The sequence below is a fragment of the Desulfitobacterium chlororespirans DSM 11544 genome (assembly GCF_900143285.1).
Classification (GTDB): Bacteria; Bacillota; Desulfitobacteriia; order Desulfitobacteriales; family Desulfitobacteriaceae; genus Desulfitobacterium; species Desulfitobacterium chlororespirans.
In genome coordinates this window covers 19,441-34,539 of record NZ_FRDN01000024.1, presented here as the reverse complement: position 1 = coordinate 34,539, position 15,099 = coordinate 19,441, and the positions used below count along the sequence as shown (strand labels likewise).

Sequence of the window (15,099 nt, the reverse complement as noted above, 5' to 3'; positions counted from 1 at the left end):
TCATAAAAATTCTCAATGACAAGGTCTTTTGTGGGGGAAAGGAGCGAAGACTTTTGTTTGAACAGCAGTTTGTCGTCTTTAAAGAAGTCGCGGATACGAAGAACATTACCCTGGCTGCGAAGCGCCTGCATATGAGTCAACCCAGCATCAGCCTGCAGATTCAGAATATGGAGAACCTCTATGGCGCCCGTTTCTTTAATAGAACCAATAAAGGGGTTACCTTAACCAAAGCAGGAGAAGTTTTTTATGATCATGTGAATAATATACTAAATATTCTCACCGTTGCCCAACAACAAATTAGTGTATTAACTGAAGATCAGAGAGCACTCATTTATATCGGGGCTACCTTGACCATTGGTGAATATATTCTGCCGAATATCTTAGCTTATTTGTATAAGATTCGCCCCGACGTGGACTTTAAGGTGAAAATCGCCAATACCGAGACCATATCCCAGGAAGTGATCGAAAAACGCATTCATATCGGACTTATCGAAGGGCCGACCCCTCGTAATAAAGAAATCATTGTCGAGAAGTTTTGGCAGGATGAACTGGTAGTGGTTGTTCCGTCCTTCCACCCCTGGGCCGCCCGCCACAGTATTACCTTGGCTGAACTGGCCAAGGAGCGGCTCATCATGAGAGAAGAAGGCTCGGGCACACGCAAGGTTACCGAACTGGCCCTCAAGGAAATGGGCCTTGACCTCTCTCAGATCAACGTGACTATGGAACTGGGAAGCACTCAGGCTATCAAGAAAGTGGTGGCTGCCGGTATCGGCATTACCATCATTTCATCCCTGACCGTGAGCCGGGAATGTGAAAATGGCTTATTTAAAGTTTTGAAGGTCCAGGACTCACCTGTGTATAGACCCTTGAATATGTTAACACTTGCTCATACTACACAAACTAAGGATGAGCGCTTTCTTATCAGTATGCTGCATGATCGGGAGCTCATCGAAGATATCATCAATGGCAACTGTGAAGATGACAAAGAGCTCTATCCCTGCGACTGTCTGGAAGCATAGAGGGGAGGTTATCCGCTGGGGATAGACATGGTTGGAAAGGAATTAGGACATGTTACAGGATATTCGGATTGGACTCACTCAATTCGAAGCTAAAGTGGGAGATACCGAGAGAAATTTGCAGGAGATTATCCGGATCGCGGAAGCTGCTTCCTCCCAAGGAGTCAGCCTATTATGTTATCCTGAGTGTGCACTTCACGGTTACTCTCCTAAAGATGCCTCGGAAATTGCGGACCCATTGGATAGCACGGCCGTAGCCCGCCTTAGGGAGTGTGCCCGGGATCTTGGCCTCCTCTTGCTTGTGGGGATGGTTGAAAAATCTCCGGAGGGGAAGAAGCCCTATATTTCTCAATTGATTGTGTTTCCGGATCGTGAGCCGGAGGTCTATCGTAAAGTCCATCTTGGCCGCATTGAGCAACATTATTTTACGGCGGGGGACTCTTTCCCCATCTTTGCAGCGGTTGGAGTCAGGTTTTCTGTAGGTATATGCTGGGATTGGCATTTTCCGGAGCTTTCAGCCATCTGTTCTTTAAAAGGAGCAGAAATTCAATTTGCCCCCCATGCCTCCCCTGTAGTCTCCGGGGATCGGAAAGAGATTTGGAAGAGGTATCTGGGAGCCCGGGCTTATGACAATTCAGTCTATCTTTGCGCCTGTAATCTTGTGGGCACCAACAACAGAGATAAAGAGTTCAGCGGAGGGATTTTGGTTTTCGGCCCTAAAGGAGAAGTATTAGCTGAAAATCAAGATACTCAGGAACAATTATTTGTAGTTGACCTTCCGGCAAAGCCGATTAATACCTTAAGAAGTCCGAAACGGCAGTCTATGCGGGATACTTTTTTCTTAGCGGACCGCCGGAAAGAGCTTTACAAAGAGCTGTTAGAGCTTGAAATAGAAAAGATGCCTCAGATGCCTCATGACTGAAAAAGCTGGCTGATGTAATCAAGGAGCTGTGGAGAGAGAACCTTAAGTTCGCCTTTCCGCAGCTCCTTTGTCTTTTGGACCGGAGAGGGGTGTTTAACCTTTACCTTGCAATGCCTGGTCCTTGGACAAACCGTGCCCATCCCGGGAATCCATGCTGGGTGCCTTATCCGGTTTATGGTTCTGAGAAGGTTTCGTATCCGGGTTAGCCAGCTTATTCGGAAACTTCTTTTCCACCATAAGGCCATATCTCCTTTCATTCTCCGAAAGATATCAAGTATCCTTTATAGTTTGCTCTGGGTCTCGAAATCTATGTTGGCAGGGAATAATTATTTTGGACAAGTCCATACGCGAGAGAGTGAAGAGGGACGAGGGACATAAAAAGGGAGCAATAAGTTAAAAAGGAGAATTCAGAGTTTTGACATACTACATATGGTGTTGATAAGATAAATTGAACGCTATATATGGGGGGATTGAATTGCATTGTCCATTTTGTGGGAATGATGAGACGAAAGTCCTGGAATCCCGGCAAGTAGAGGAAGGGACCGCTGTACGTCGGCGGCGGGAATGTGAACGGTGTGCCCGGCGGTTCACCACTTTCGAAAAATTTGAAGATACACCGTTGATTGTGGTCAAAAAGGATGGGCGCAGGGAGGAATTTTCCCGGGGGAAGCTGAAAGCCGGTATCTTACGAGCCTGTGAAAAGCGGCCCGTTTCTATAGAGCAGATCGAAACGCTGGTCTATGAGATCGAAAAAGGTCTGCGCAACGGCAGCGAACGTGAGGTGCAGAGTAAGGCCATTGGTGAAGCGGTCATGAATGCTTTGGTCCATCTGGATGAAGTGGCTTATATACGATTCGCTTCCGTTTATCGGGAGTTTAAGGATGTTCAGCGTTTTTTAGAAGAGCTGCATGAATTAGTGGAAAAAAAGAGCAGCAAATAATTGAACAGGAAGTTGAGCTCTTCTATGCCCCCTCGTGCCCTGTCAACCCTAAATCTCACCTATCCTGGCGGCCAATTTACAGCAATACTGCGTTGTCGTCAATCGCCATACGCTCGGTATGCCTCAATCCTCCGCTTGTTTTGCTATAAATTGGCTCGCCATTATAGTGTGATTTTAAGGTTGACAGGGCACTAGGACTGAGGAAAATAGGGCTGGGGACCTATTCTAAATTGCGAGAATATCCTCCAAAATAGAAGAGAAAATACATAAAAGATAAAGTTTTAGAGAAAGTTGGGGATTAATTTTGAGTTTCCAAGAATCAGCACCGAAAGCCTGGCTGAAAGCCAATTTAACACCCAATGCCCGGGTCATTCTGGAAAAACGCTATCTCAAGCAAGAGAATGGCAAGGTTGCGGAAAGCCCGGAAGATATGCTTTATCGGGTCGCCAGCATCATAGCCCAAGTGGAGGAAACCTTTGGCAAAACCAAAAAAGAAGTCAAAGAACTGGCCAAATCCTTCTATGAGATGATGGCTAAACTGGAGTTTATGCCTAATTCCCCAACCTTAATGAATGCAGGACGTGACCTGGGTCAACTCAGCGCCTGCTTTGTTTTGCCTGTGGAAGATAGTATGGAGGAAATTTTCGATGCCATAAAAAGCGCAGCGATTATTCATAAATCCGGCGGAGGAACAGGCTTTAGCTTCTCCCGCCTCCGTCCCAAAAACAGCACTGTCCGTTCCACCGGCGGAGTGGCCTCCGGCCCTGTGTCTTTTATGAAGGTTTTCAATGCGGCCACTGAAGCTGTGAAGCAGGGCGGGACCCGCCGTGGAGCTAATATGGGAATCCTGCGGGTGGATCATCCGGATATTCGGGAATTCATCACCTGCAAGGAAAACAATAAAGAGATTACCAATTTCAATATTTCCGTAGGGATTACGGAAGAGTTTATGAAGGCAGTCCAGGAAAAACGCCATTATAACCTGATCGACCCTCATACCAAGGAAGCCGATGGACAGCTTTATGCACCGGAAGTCTTTCAATTGATCGTAGATCATGCCTGGAGAAATGGCGAACCGGGAATCATTTTCCTGGATCGTCTGAACCGGGACAACCCTACCCCTCAGTTAGGTGAGATCGAAGCTACCAATCCTTGTGTAACCGGCGATACTTGGGTTCTTACAGAGGAAGGAGCTGCTCAAGTTAGAGATCTCCTGGGTAGTCAGGTTAAATTAGCCCTTAACGGCGAATATCATGAGACATCAGAGGAAGGATTTTTCGCAACAGGGGTCAAACAGGTTCTGACCCTTAAGACCCAACAAGGATATGAATTAAAGGTGACAGCGGATCATCTGATCCGTGTTGCTTCAGATATGACTCGTTATAAAGTATCCCAGGAATGGAAGCCGGCAGGAGAGCTCAAGCCTGGCGACACCATCGTCCTTTCCAATAACCGTGGTATTCAATGGCAAGGGAAAGGAACAAAGGAAGAGGGATATCTGCTTGGTCTTCTTCTCGGAGATGGAACCCTTAAGGAAGAGGGAGCGGTTATTTCGATCTGGGGTGAGGGTGAAGAGGCAAAGTCCATGATGGAAGCTGCAGAAAAAGCGGCCTTTAGTTTAACTCATCGCCAAGACTTCCAAGGCTTCCAAAAGGAAATCAGCGAGAGACATGAACATCGGATGAGGTCTGCGGCCTTAAGGGATCTTGCCCAGCAGTATGGGATTCTTCCCGGAAGTAAATCCATTACTCAGGAATTAGAAAAGACAGGGCAGGATTTTTATCAGGGACTGTTGCGAGGGCTCTACGATACAGATGGCACGGTAACAGGAATTCAGGAAAAAGGCGTATCGGTCCGGCTCTGGCAAACCGACCTGGCAGGGCTTAAGGTCGTACAACGGATGCTTCAACGCCTGGGTATCATTTCCACACTTTATGAGGGGCGTAAACCAGCCGGACAAAAGCTTATGCCCGATGGTCATGGAGGCTCTAAAGAGTATCCAGTACAAGCGGGTCATGAATTAGTTATCTCCCAAGATAACATAGAAATCTTTGCCGAAAAGGTTGGATTCAGCAACTCGAAGAAGGCCCGGCTTCTTACCGAGAGGCTCGATATCTATCAACGTTCCTTAAACAGAGAACGTTTTGTTGACAACATCGTGACCTGTGTCCCTGGCCATGAAGAAGAGGTCTTTGATGCCCAAGTTCCGGGGATCAACGCTTTTGATGCTAATGGCATCTATGTGCATAATTGCGGCGAGCAGCCCTTGCTTCCCAACGAAGCCTGCAATCTGGGCTCGATTAATCTTAAACTCATGGTTACTGAGAAAAACGGCAAAGTCGTGGTGGACTGGGAGCGCTTAGGCCGGATTACCCGTCTGGCTACCCGCTTCCTGGATAATGTCATTGAAGCCAACACTTACCCCCTCCCGGCCATCGAAGAGATGGTGAAAGGCAATCGCAAGATCGGCCTGGGAGTTATGGGTTTTGCGGATATGCTGATTCTTCTGCAGACCTCTTATGCCTCAGAAGATGCTGTAGAGTATGCTGAGAAGGTCATGAACTTCATTCAGACTGAGGCCCGCTTGGAATCCCAAAGCCTGGCTGAAGAGAGGGGCACTTTCCCCAACTATCAAGGCTCTGTCTATGAGGGCGTGCGTCCTCTGCGCAATGCCACCCTGACCACTATCGCACCTACAGGAACCATCTCCATGATCTGCGGTGCTTCCAGCGGAGTGGAACCCCTCTTTGCCGTGGCCTATACCAAGACGGTCATGGATGGGACGACTTTAATCGAAGTCAACCCCATCTTCCAAAGCCTTGCTGAAGAGTATGGCTTCAACTCCCCGGAGCTTATGCGCAAGATTGCGGAGAAAGGGACCGTCCTGGGCTTCCCGGAAGTGCCTAACTGGGTACAGGAGGTTTTTGTCACTGCTCAGGAGATCGAGCCCGAATGGCATATCCGCATTCAGGCTGCCTTTCAAAAATATACAGATAACGCCGTTTCTAAAACCATTAACTTTGCTAATGAAGCTACCCATGAGGATATCGCAAAAGCCTATGAACTGGCCCATGAACTCAACTGCAAGGGTCTGACCGTTTATCGGGACGGCAGCCGGGAAGAACAAGTTCTCTCCACAGGAATCGCCAAGAAGGCCGAAGAAAAGGCAGAGGGAGCTAAGGGGCAAGTTTCCGGTACGGAGCGGAATTCTGATGAGGTTATTATTCCCAAGGTGCCTTTCATCCCCGAAGTGAATACCGTATTACCCCGCCCCCGCCCCGCCACTACGACAGGAGTTACCGAGAAGATCCGCATCGGCTGCGGTAATCTCTATGTCAGTGTCATGGCTGATGAGAAGGGAATCTGCGAGATCTTCACCAACACCGGACGGGCCGGAGGCTGCTCCTCTCAATCTGAGGCCACAGCCCGCTTAATCTCTATCGCTCTTCGCTCCGGAATTTCTGTGGATGCGATCATCGAGCAGGTCAAAGGCATTCGCTGCCCCGCCTGCATTCGCCGGGAAGGAGTTAACGTCACCTCCTGTCCCGATGCCATCGCCCGTGTGATTAAGGAATATGTAGAACTGGGTAAAGGCAAGATTAATCCCGTGAAAGTGAATTCCCAGCCGGCAGTGGAAGAAAAGCCGGTCCAAACCAAGAGCGCTTCCATTACCAACCCCCAAAAGACCCGTGCCACAATCGCTGAAGGCAATGCCTGCCCCGAATGCGGTATGGGCATCAATCACGAAAGCGGCTGTGTCGTCTGCACCCACTGCGGATATTCGAAGTGCGGTTGATCATCGTCGCTCCTTATGCCCGTATAGACAAAGAATAAAATAAAAAATGCGTTTCCAGGGCATGGAAGCGCATTTTTTATTTTATTGCAGAAGTTAATAAAGAACCGGGTGCCGGTGTCTATAATTTCTTATACAATGTTGCCCTCGATATTCCTAACTCTTTAGCGACACGAGATTTGTTTCCTTTATATTTTGTAAGAAGATCGTGGATTATTTGTTTCTCAAAATCATTCAGGCTTATAGTTTGTTCTTGGGTGACGTTAATTTCCTTGGGGATGTCTTTTAATGTAAGTTTAGTCGTTTTAGATAGGTTGACCCCCCTTTCAATAATGTTTCTGAGTTCTCTGGTATTTCCTGGCCAGTTATAGTTAAGGAACAAATTGATAACTTCCGGCGTAATCTCCTCAACGTTTTTACCAAGTGATTCATTGAATTTCTCTAAGAAATGCCCGGCGAGTAAAGGTATATCCTCTTTACGATCTCTTAAAGGGGGAAGTTCCAGCCTTAAAACATTGATGCGAAAATATAGGTCGTGCCTGAACTTCCCGGAAGCAACCAGCTGCCAAAGGTTTTGATTGGTGGCGGCGATGACTCTAACGTCAACGGCAATAGGGGAGCTCCCTCCGATCCGGGTAACCTTTCTTTCTTCTAAGACTCTTAAAAGAACAGACTGCATATCCAAAGGCATTTCGCCAATCTCATCTAAAAAAATAGTCCCGTGATCGGCCAGTTCAAATTTCCCCGGCGATCCCTCTTTGCGGGCACCGGTAAAAGCGCCTGTAACATAACCAAATAGTTCGCTTCCTATTAGTTCTTTTGGAATAGCGGCACAATTAATAGAAATGAAAGGCTTGCTGCTCCGCCTGCCGGCGTTATGAATGGCCTGTGCGAAAAGCTCTTTTCCGGTTCCGCTTTCCCCGGTTATTAAGACGTTGCTGTTGCTTTCCGCCGCGTCTTCAGCGAGTGCTTTGACTTCCATGAAATTTTTACTGACACCCAGAAGATGCTCAAAGGTAAAATAGGCGCTGTTTTTAGCAACCCGGTTAATAAGATCATGGATATGGCTGCCTTCGGAAATCGTAATGATCATGCCGATTTTTTCATTGTCTGTTTTAACGATTTGGCAGTCCATAAAGTAATTTCTTTTTTTTAATTTCCTCATTGTACATAATTCATAAAATTGAACATCCTTCCCTGCTTTTAAAAAATTAATGGCTTCTTTAAGATCAGGAAAGATTTCAGTTAAATGCTTCCCAACGACACTAGCTGATTTTATGCCACATGATTTTAAGATCCAAGCATTGACCTTGAGAATTATGCCTCTATGGTCAATTAGAATTATCCCACGGTCTTTGTATTCAAGGCCATACTCAACCATTCGGTCAGTAAGAGACAATTCTGTTTGTTGCTGGTTAATCAGCAGCGCGGAATTAAAAGTATAGACAAAAAAATCGACAAGATTTTGGATAATCGGATCGAAGCTTTGAATAGGAGCGATATACATTGTAAACGAAGTTATATTGTGATTTATGCCTGATGTCAATGGGACCGCATAACAGGCATAGTCCTTCAAAGCCTCGATAAAATGCTCGGCGCCAATTACCCAGATGCCCTGTTTTGTTTTCTTGGCCAAAGCTGCAGCATTGGTCCCGATAACATTTTCATTAAAATTGGAGCCAAGCGTCAGATTCATTGAGGCTAATTTCTCTATAAGGGATTTGTTTCCGCCCAAAACGCCTACAGTGAGATCCAGGTCAAGTCCCAGTACGACCGATTTCTTCTTATCAAAAACTTCGTAATATTTTTCAATATAATCAAAGTTTATCTTTTTAGAGTAAATCCAGGCTTCACTATGGACTATTCTACCGACAACCTCTTTGGGTAGAGGAGCCGGCAACAATTTAGAACCTGGATTAATCCCAGCCATTCTTGAATTGATCCAGGACGCCAAGATTTCGGTGCGAAGGCGGCTTTCATTAATTGACTCACCTGAAAGAAAAAGCGCTCTTAAATGAGTTAAAGATTCGTGATCATATTGAGTTGGATCATAAGCTTCATACAACACGCGCAATTCCCCTTAAAATAAATTTTGCAAATCTGTCTATAGTTTAGCATGTATCCCGCATAAGCTCAATAAATCAAAATAAAAGTGTATAAAAACAAGACAGTAAAAAGAGCCTTGTTAGGCGAGAATTTTGTAGATGTACAACTAAACTGTATAGTATTAATACATATCCAAAACTGTGGGCTTAAGAAAACACAGGAATACCAGTAGTTTCTGTGTTTTCTTAGTTGGCACGGAATTTGCTTTATTTAAATGGTGCATACAATGTCCTAAATGGTGCATACAATGCCTAATTATTAAAGGAGGGCAAATCATGGATTTCAAAAAAACCGAAGAACAGGAACTGCTTCTGGAAAGCCTTAGAGAACTTCTGACTAGGGAAATGCCGGAAAGCTATCTCAAAGAATGTGATGAACAGCACCAGTACCCGACTAAGCTGGCTAAGGCTTTGGTCGACAATGGCTTTTCCCTGTTGGGGATTCCCGAGGAGTACGGCGGCACACCCGCCGACATTCTGACTCAGATTTTAGTCATTGAAGAAATCGCCAAAGCCGGCGGGCCGTTCTATCTTTTTACAACGGCCATGCAAATTGATGACATGCTGACCTTCGGCAATGAAGAGCAAATCAGACTGACCATGGAGCATGCCATAAAGACGGGGGATGCCGCCTTCTGCCTGGGAATCACCGAACCCCAAGCCGGATCGGACGACAACGCGATGCTTGCATCTGCGACACGCAAAAACGGCAAGGTCTATTTAAACGGGCATAAGACCTTTATTTCCGGGGCGGATAGGGCCCCGTATATCCTCTTCTTTACGAGGGACGTCAATGCACCTAATCCCCATAAAGCGGTCTCCTCATGGTGGGTTCCCATGGATGCCCCCGGTATAACAATTGAACCGATTCACAAGGTTGGCACATGGGTGAACTCTGCCTGCGATGTCTATTTTAATGATGTCGAGGTGGAAGAGAAGGACCTGGTCGGAAAAGAAGGCGAAGGATTCATGAATCTGATGAAAAACTTCGAGATTGAGCGCCTTGCCCTGATGGCCGGTTGCTTAGGCTGGGCGGAATGCGCTTTTGAAGACGCTGCCCGTTATGCTAATCAGCGGGTGCAATTCGGGAAGCCAATTGGCACTTACCAGCTGACCCAGGAAAAGATCACCAATATGTATGTCAAAATTGAGAATATGCGGAACATGATCTACAAGTCTTGCTGGGAAAAGGACAACAAGATTTCGGTTCAGATATCTTCCGCCATGGCTAAATATTATTGCGCCAAAGCCTGCAATGAAGTTATCGATGACGCGGTGCAGATTTTCGGCGGGATAGGCTATACAAGCGACCATCGGGTGTCCAGGCTGTGGCGTGACGCTAGGGTTAAGAGAATCGGCGGAGGCACCGACGAGATCATGATCCATATTCTTGGCAGAGCGATCTTAAAACAATACAAATAAGGGTTAAGGTATGGGGGTATAGCTTTCTTAAAATTAAAGTACAGGAGTGATTATTAAAATGAAAAGTTCGGAAATCCCGAAATTTGGACCATTGGCGGGGGTTAATGTGGTTTGCGCAGGAATGGCGACGGCCGGGCCATTTGCAGCGAGCCTGATGGCTGATTTCGGAGGAAATGTAATTTTTGTGGAAAGCACTTTGGCCAAAGATTCATCCCGGGCGGCAGCAGGAGCTTGCTGGGAACAAGATCGCCGCAATATGAGAACCATTGCTTTAAATACTCCTTCCCCAGAAGGTAAAGAAGTATTCCTGAAACTGCTTAAAGATGCGGATATTTTTATTGAGAACTCTAAAGGCGGCCAATATGCCGGCTGGGGATTGACGGATGAAGTCCTCTGGGAAACCAATCCGGCCCTGGTTATTGTCCACGTATCCGGATTTGGACAAACCGGTGTGCCTGAATATATTAAGAGACCGTCCTGGGATCCCATTGGACAGGCTTTTGGTACGGTTGTGGCCTTTAATGGAACGGAAGAAAGCCCAATGCCTACCAATCCGTTTATGTGTGACATGACAACGGCTTTATATGCTTCTTGGGGGGCCTTGGCCGCCTTATTCCGGGCCAGGCAGACAGGTAAAGGTGAGAGCCTGGATATTGCTCAGTTCGAGGTTATGCTCCGCGGTCAATCCGGCGAACCCCTGAAAGCAATTAAAACAGGTATACAACCGAAGCGAACCGGACAGGATCATTCTTTTGCAGGCGCCTATAGACCATTCAAATGCAAAGATGGGTTTGTGTATATTGCTTTCGGTGGTCCGGGAATCATGAAAGTAGGGCTGCCTTTCTTTGGCTTCGAGTTTGGTTCCGATTTGTTCCCGAAAACGATACCTTGGGTTCAGAAGGGTTCAGAAGGTTGCCGATTGCTGGAAGCGAAAATTGAAGAATACTGCGCAGATAGAACAGCGGATGAGATTGATCATGAATTAAGCGCCTTAGGCGTTCCGGTAAGCCCGATTATGACGTATGAAGCCGCCTACCGTAATCCGCACTATCAAGCCCGTGAAGTGTTTACGGAATGGGAAAGAGTGAACGGGGAAAAGGTCACAGGTGTCAATATTTTGCCTAAGATGAAAAACGAGCCGGGCCAAATTTGGAGAGGTGCTCCGGAGTATGGCATGGATAATGACGATATTCTTGAAGAATTAGGCTATACTCCTGAGCGGATTAAAGAACTATATGAAAAAAAGGTGCTGGCTAAAGAATAGTATTGTCCGCTGTCTTCTTAGTGGCGGAACCGGCTTAGGAAAAAAGATCATCAACGTAAAACAGGAAACGGATGCCTTGATGGATATAATCCGACCAGAAATCAAGGCATCCAACTTAAGCATCAATAGTATAAAGTATTTGTCCCATTAATTTAGTCAGAGGAGTGAAAGAATGAATATTATTGTCTGTTACAAAATTGTTCCGGAAGAGCAGGATATCGTCATCGAAAAAGATCGCAGTTTATCTTTTGCCAGGGCGGAATGGAAGATAGGGCAATATGACCTGAATGCGGTTGAAGCAGGAATGCAAATTGTGGAATCTGTGGGCGGACAGCTGACGGCCTTAAGCATTGGCGACTCTCAGCTTAAAGACTCTAAGCTGAGGAAAGGCATCCTGTCCAGAGGACCGGAGGAACTTTATCAGGTCATTGACGATCAACTGGGAAATGCCGACAGCAATCTTACCGCCAGGGCATTGGCCGCCGCCATTGGGAAAAAGGGCCAGTTTGATCTGGTTCTCTGTGGCGAGGGTTCATCAGATCTCTATGCCCAGCAGGTAGGCGCCCAGCTCGGAGAATTATTAGACGTAGCGGTGATCACAGCAGTCAGCAAAATCACCCTTTCCGGCGATAAAATTATTGTGGAACGCACCCTGGAAAGTGAAATTGAAGTATTGGAAGTCAGTTTACCTGCAGTAATTTCCGTTACGACAGACATCAACCTCCCCCGAATCCCACAGATGAAAAGTATTTTGGCTGCGAGTAAAAAGCCTGTCACCGAGTGGAGTCTGGCCGATATCGGTATGACGGGAGCCGCCAGGAGGACAGAAATTGTCAGTACCCTTGCTCCGGAACAGGTTGACCGTAAAAAGAGCATACTTGAGGGTGACTCGGAAGAAATCGTTGAAAAATTGTTTGACAGCATTCGCAAAGAACTTCTCTAAAGGTGGTGTATTAATGATGACAACATTGAATAAAATATGGGTCTTGGCAGAAAAGCAAGGAGCCTTGGCAGAATTATGCGCCGGTGGGCGTGAGCTGGGGCAAGAAGTTTCAGCTGTTGTGATTGGAAGCAAAGTAGAAGCCGACAAGGCCATTGCCATGGGTGCCGACAAAGTATACTGGCTGGGAGCACTCAAAGCCGACCAGATGTTAGAGGACTATACCAAGACAATTTTGGCGCTTCTTAAGCAAGAAGAGCCAAACCTTCTCCTGGTACAGCCCAGTAGAAGAGGAAAACTCCTTGCCGGGCGTCTAGCGGCAGGCTTAGGGACAAGTGTTATCGTCGATGCCGCAGGAATTGAAATCGCGGACGACGGGAAAGTACAAGCCGCACACATGGTTTATGGCGGCGCAGCCTTTAGAACGGAAAAGGCTCTTAGCGAAACGGCCATAGTAACCGTTGGCAGCGGAACCTTTACGGCTTTAGCGGAAGACGGGTCCCGCCAAGGTGTTGTTATTGAAGCTGACTTTGTAGAACCCGCAACCAAAGTAAAGGTACTGGAGAAAAAGATTAAAGCTGGGACCAGCGTTAATTTGGCGGCGGCCAAAAAAGTAATAGGTATTGGCCGTGGATTTAGCAATAAGGAAGATATCAAGATGGCGGAAGAGCTGGCTTGTTTACTTGATGCGGAACTCGGATGCTCCCGTCCTCTGGCCGAAGGGGTGGACTGGCTGCCCAGGGAGAGATATATCGGTGTATCGGGAGTGGTGCTGAAATCGGATGTCTATTTGGCCATTGGTATTTCCGGACAGGTGCAGCATATGGTCGGCGTCAATCAAGCGCGGGTCGTTATCTCCATCAACAAGGATAAAACGGCTCCTATTTTTCAACAATCAGACTATGGGGTTGTCGGGGATCTTTACAAAGTAGTACCGGCATTAATCGAAAAAATCAAGGCAGTTAAGCAGTAAAGCGATTAATAGTATTCCTGCGGGTGATGCTTCCTTAATCAGATGATTTCTAATATTGAACGGAATAGGTGAAAACATGAGTGCAGATAAATATGAAGTGATCATTATTGGTGCAGGACTGGCGGGATTAGCTGCAGCGTATAAACTTGCCCAAGCGGGAATAGAAGTCGTCGTCGTAGAGCGCGGCGACTATCCCGGCAGCAAGAATCTAAGCGGGGGGATCTTCTATAGCCGGGTTATGGAGCAACTGATCCCGGGATTCTGGGAAGAGGCGCCTATCGAGCGTTATATAACCAATTACCTTACCACATTAATGACAAAAGATGACTATTTCAACATCGAGTACAAAGGTAAAGCGTTGGGAAATACACCTTACAACGCATTTTCAGTGCTCAGGGCAAAGTTTGACCGCTGGCTTGCTGAAAAGGCTGAGGAAGCCGGAGCCATGATCGTTACAGGCGTAAAGGTAGAAAAAATATTAAAAGAAGGAACCCGAATTGTGGGGATCAGTACCGGAGATGAAGAAATGCTCGCCGACGTTGTCATTGCAGCGGACGGTATCAATTCATTTATCGCCCGGGAAGCGGGACTCCGCGAGGAAATCAAGCCGGAACACCTGGCGGTTGGGGCGAAAGCCCTGATCGAACTGCCAAGAGAAGTGATTGAAGAACGTTTCAGACTTAACGGTAATGAGGGAGCAGCTTATGCCATATTAGGAGAAGCAACCTATGGTGTTGCCGGCGGGGCCTTCTTCTATACCAACTTGGAAAGTCTGTCTATCGGGGTGGTCATGCGTTTGGATGACCTGGTCAAAGAGAAAGTCAAGCCATCTGAGGCTTTGGATGATCTTCTGGAGCATCCTATGGTAGCCCCCCTGATTAAAGACGGGAAAATGACGGAGTACGGCGCCCATCTTACCGGAGAAGGCGGGCTGCATATGGTTCCATCCAGGCTTTATGCCGATGGTTTTCTGATGGTTGGCGATGCGGCCGGCTTTACTATCAACAGCGGATTGGTTATCCGGGGAATGGACTTGGCGATCGGCTCCGGCATAGCTGCCGCTGATGGGATTATTGAAGCCAAACGCAAAGGCGACTTCAGCGCCGGAACTTTATGCGCTTATCAGCACAATTTGGATAATAGCTTTATCATGAAAGATCTGAAGCTATATTCTAAAGCACCGGATTTCATGGAAATTGACCGTTTGTATAAACAGTATTCACTTGTGGCCAACAATTTGTTAGGGAAGGTGTACAATCACGATTTAACCCCAAAGGAGCATCTTATAAAAACGGCCATGAAGACATTAAAAGAAAGCAACATCTCACTGCTGGATTTGGCCAAAGATGGCATCAAGGGGGTGAGGGCGCTATGAACCGAATGACATTGACGGATAAATTGGCGTTGGACAAATTTGAAGTAGATGAGGGAGAGCCCCATATCATTATAGATAATGCGAAATGCGTGACTTGCCATTCCAAAAGCTGTCTTCATGTTTGTCCAGCCGGACTATACAGTGAACAAAACGGAGAAATTACCGTCGAATGGGCTGGCTGCCTGGAGTGCGGGACGTGTAAGGCCGTATGCGGCAAAAAAGCTTTGGATTGGCAATACCCAAGGGGAGGGTTCGGCATCATCTACCGGCAGGGCTAAAACCTTGCGTTTTATGGGCTGAAGGTGGTGCCGTATTTAAATGGGTCCGATTAGGAGCGAATTTAGATTAT

12 protein-coding genes are annotated in these 15,099 nt (G+C 46.9%); 10 read left to right on the top strand and 2 right to left on the bottom strand.

Features of this window, described 5'->3' with window-relative positions; genetic code table 11:
* The first annotated feature begins 53 nt into the window (after positions 1 to 53).
* A complete protein-coding gene (locus tag BUA14_RS26280; RefSeq protein ID WP_072775301.1) occupies positions 54 to 1,019 on the top strand; it encodes a LysR family transcriptional regulator in 966 nt (321 codons plus the stop codon).
* Between the two features lie 49 nt (positions 1,020 to 1,068).
* The gene (locus BUA14_RS26275; protein ID WP_072775300.1) at positions 1,069 to 1,938 is read left to right on the top strand and encodes a nitrilase family protein; all 870 of its coding nucleotides are present in this window, start codon (positions 1,069 to 1,071) and stop codon (positions 1,936 to 1,938) included.
* Between the two features lie 93 nt (positions 1,939 to 2,031).
* On the opposite strand, the gene BUA14_RS28245 is transcribed toward BUA14_RS26275, so the two are convergent.
* Entirely contained in the window at positions 2,032 to 2,175 is a 144-nt protein-coding gene (locus BUA14_RS28245) for a hypothetical protein (protein ID WP_018214484.1), read from the bottom strand.
* Between the two features lie 238 nt (positions 2,176 to 2,413).
* Between BUA14_RS28245 and nrdR the strand changes: the two genes are divergently transcribed.
* Both nrdR and BUA14_RS26265 read left to right on the top strand, forming a co-directional pair.
* Positions 2,414 to 2,878, top strand: a complete 465-nt coding sequence (gene nrdR / locus BUA14_RS26270; protein ID WP_018214483.1) for a transcriptional regulator NrdR — start codon at positions 2,414 to 2,416, stop codon at positions 2,876 to 2,878.
* A gap of 304 nt (positions 2,879 to 3,182) precedes the next feature.
* Complete coding sequence (locus BUA14_RS26265; protein ID WP_072775299.1) at positions 3,183 to 6,674, top strand: TSCPD domain-containing protein; 3,492 nt, start codon at positions 3,183 to 3,185, stop codon at positions 6,672 to 6,674.
* Between the two features lie 118 nt (positions 6,675 to 6,792).
* On the opposite strand, the gene BUA14_RS26260 is transcribed toward BUA14_RS26265, so the two are convergent.
* Positions 6,793 to 8,739, bottom strand: coding sequence for a sigma-54 interaction domain-containing protein (locus BUA14_RS26260; protein ID WP_072775298.1), 1,947 nt, complete (start codon positions 8,737 to 8,739; stop codon positions 6,793 to 6,795).
* A gap of 313 nt (positions 8,740 to 9,052) precedes the next feature.
* On the opposite strand from BUA14_RS26260, the gene BUA14_RS26255 reads away from it, so the two are divergent.
* The 6 genes from BUA14_RS26255 (at position 9,053) to BUA14_RS26230 (ending at position 15,028) form a co-directional block, all read left to right on the top strand.
* Positions 9,053 to 10,198: an acyl-CoA dehydrogenase gene (locus tag BUA14_RS26255; RefSeq protein ID WP_072775297.1), complete on the top strand. Its 1,146-nt coding sequence runs from the start codon at positions 9,053 to 9,055 to the stop codon at positions 10,196 to 10,198.
* Positions 10,199 to 10,256: 58 nt separating this feature from the next.
* A complete protein-coding gene (locus BUA14_RS26250; RefSeq protein WP_072775296.1) occupies positions 10,257 to 11,462 on the top strand; it encodes a CoA transferase in 1,206 nt (401 codons plus the stop codon).
* 172 nt (positions 11,463 to 11,634) lie between these two features.
* Complete coding sequence (locus BUA14_RS26245) at positions 11,635 to 12,405, top strand: electron transfer flavoprotein (RefSeq protein ID WP_072775295.1); 771 nt, start codon at positions 11,635 to 11,637, stop codon at positions 12,403 to 12,405.
* Between the two features lie 16 nt (positions 12,406 to 12,421).
* Complete coding sequence (locus tag BUA14_RS26240) at positions 12,422 to 13,375, top strand: electron transfer flavoprotein subunit alpha/FixB family protein (protein ID WP_072775324.1); 954 nt, start codon at positions 12,422 to 12,424, stop codon at positions 13,373 to 13,375.
* Positions 13,376 to 13,451: 76 nt separating this feature from the next.
* Entirely contained in the window at positions 13,452 to 14,750 is a 1,299-nt protein-coding gene (locus BUA14_RS26235; protein ID WP_072775294.1) for an FAD-dependent oxidoreductase, read from the top strand.
* Complete coding sequence (locus BUA14_RS26230; protein WP_072775293.1) at positions 14,747 to 15,028, top strand: ferredoxin family protein; 282 nt, start codon at positions 14,747 to 14,749, stop codon at positions 15,026 to 15,028. Before BUA14_RS26235 ends, BUA14_RS26230 begins: the two co-directional genes overlap by 4 nt.
* Positions 15,029 to 15,099 lie beyond the last annotated feature (71 nt).

Coding starts and splice junctions, on each gene's coding strand:
- BUA14_RS26275 (WP_072775300.1), top strand. CDS start 1,069: ATGTTACAGGATATTCGGATTGGACTCACTCAATTCGAAGCTAAAGTG.
- BUA14_RS28245 (WP_018214484.1), bottom strand. CDS start 2,175: ATGGTGGAAAAGAAGTTTCCGAATAAGCTGGCTAACCCGGATACGAAA.
- BUA14_RS26255 (WP_072775297.1), top strand. CDS start 9,053: ATGGATTTCAAAAAAACCGAAGAACAGGAACTGCTTCTGGAAAGCCTT.
- BUA14_RS26250 (WP_072775296.1), top strand. CDS start 10,257: ATGAAAAGTTCGGAAATCCCGAAATTTGGACCATTGGCGGGGGTTAAT.
- BUA14_RS26245 (WP_072775295.1), top strand. CDS start 11,635: ATGAATATTATTGTCTGTTACAAAATTGTTCCGGAAGAGCAGGATATC.
- BUA14_RS26240 (WP_072775324.1), top strand. CDS start 12,422: ATGACAACATTGAATAAAATATGGGTCTTGGCAGAAAAGCAAGGAGCC.
- BUA14_RS26235 (WP_072775294.1), top strand. CDS start 13,452: ATGAGTGCAGATAAATATGAAGTGATCATTATTGGTGCAGGACTGGCG.
- BUA14_RS26230 (WP_072775293.1), top strand. CDS start 14,747: ATGAACCGAATGACATTGACGGATAAATTGGCGTTGGACAAATTTGAA.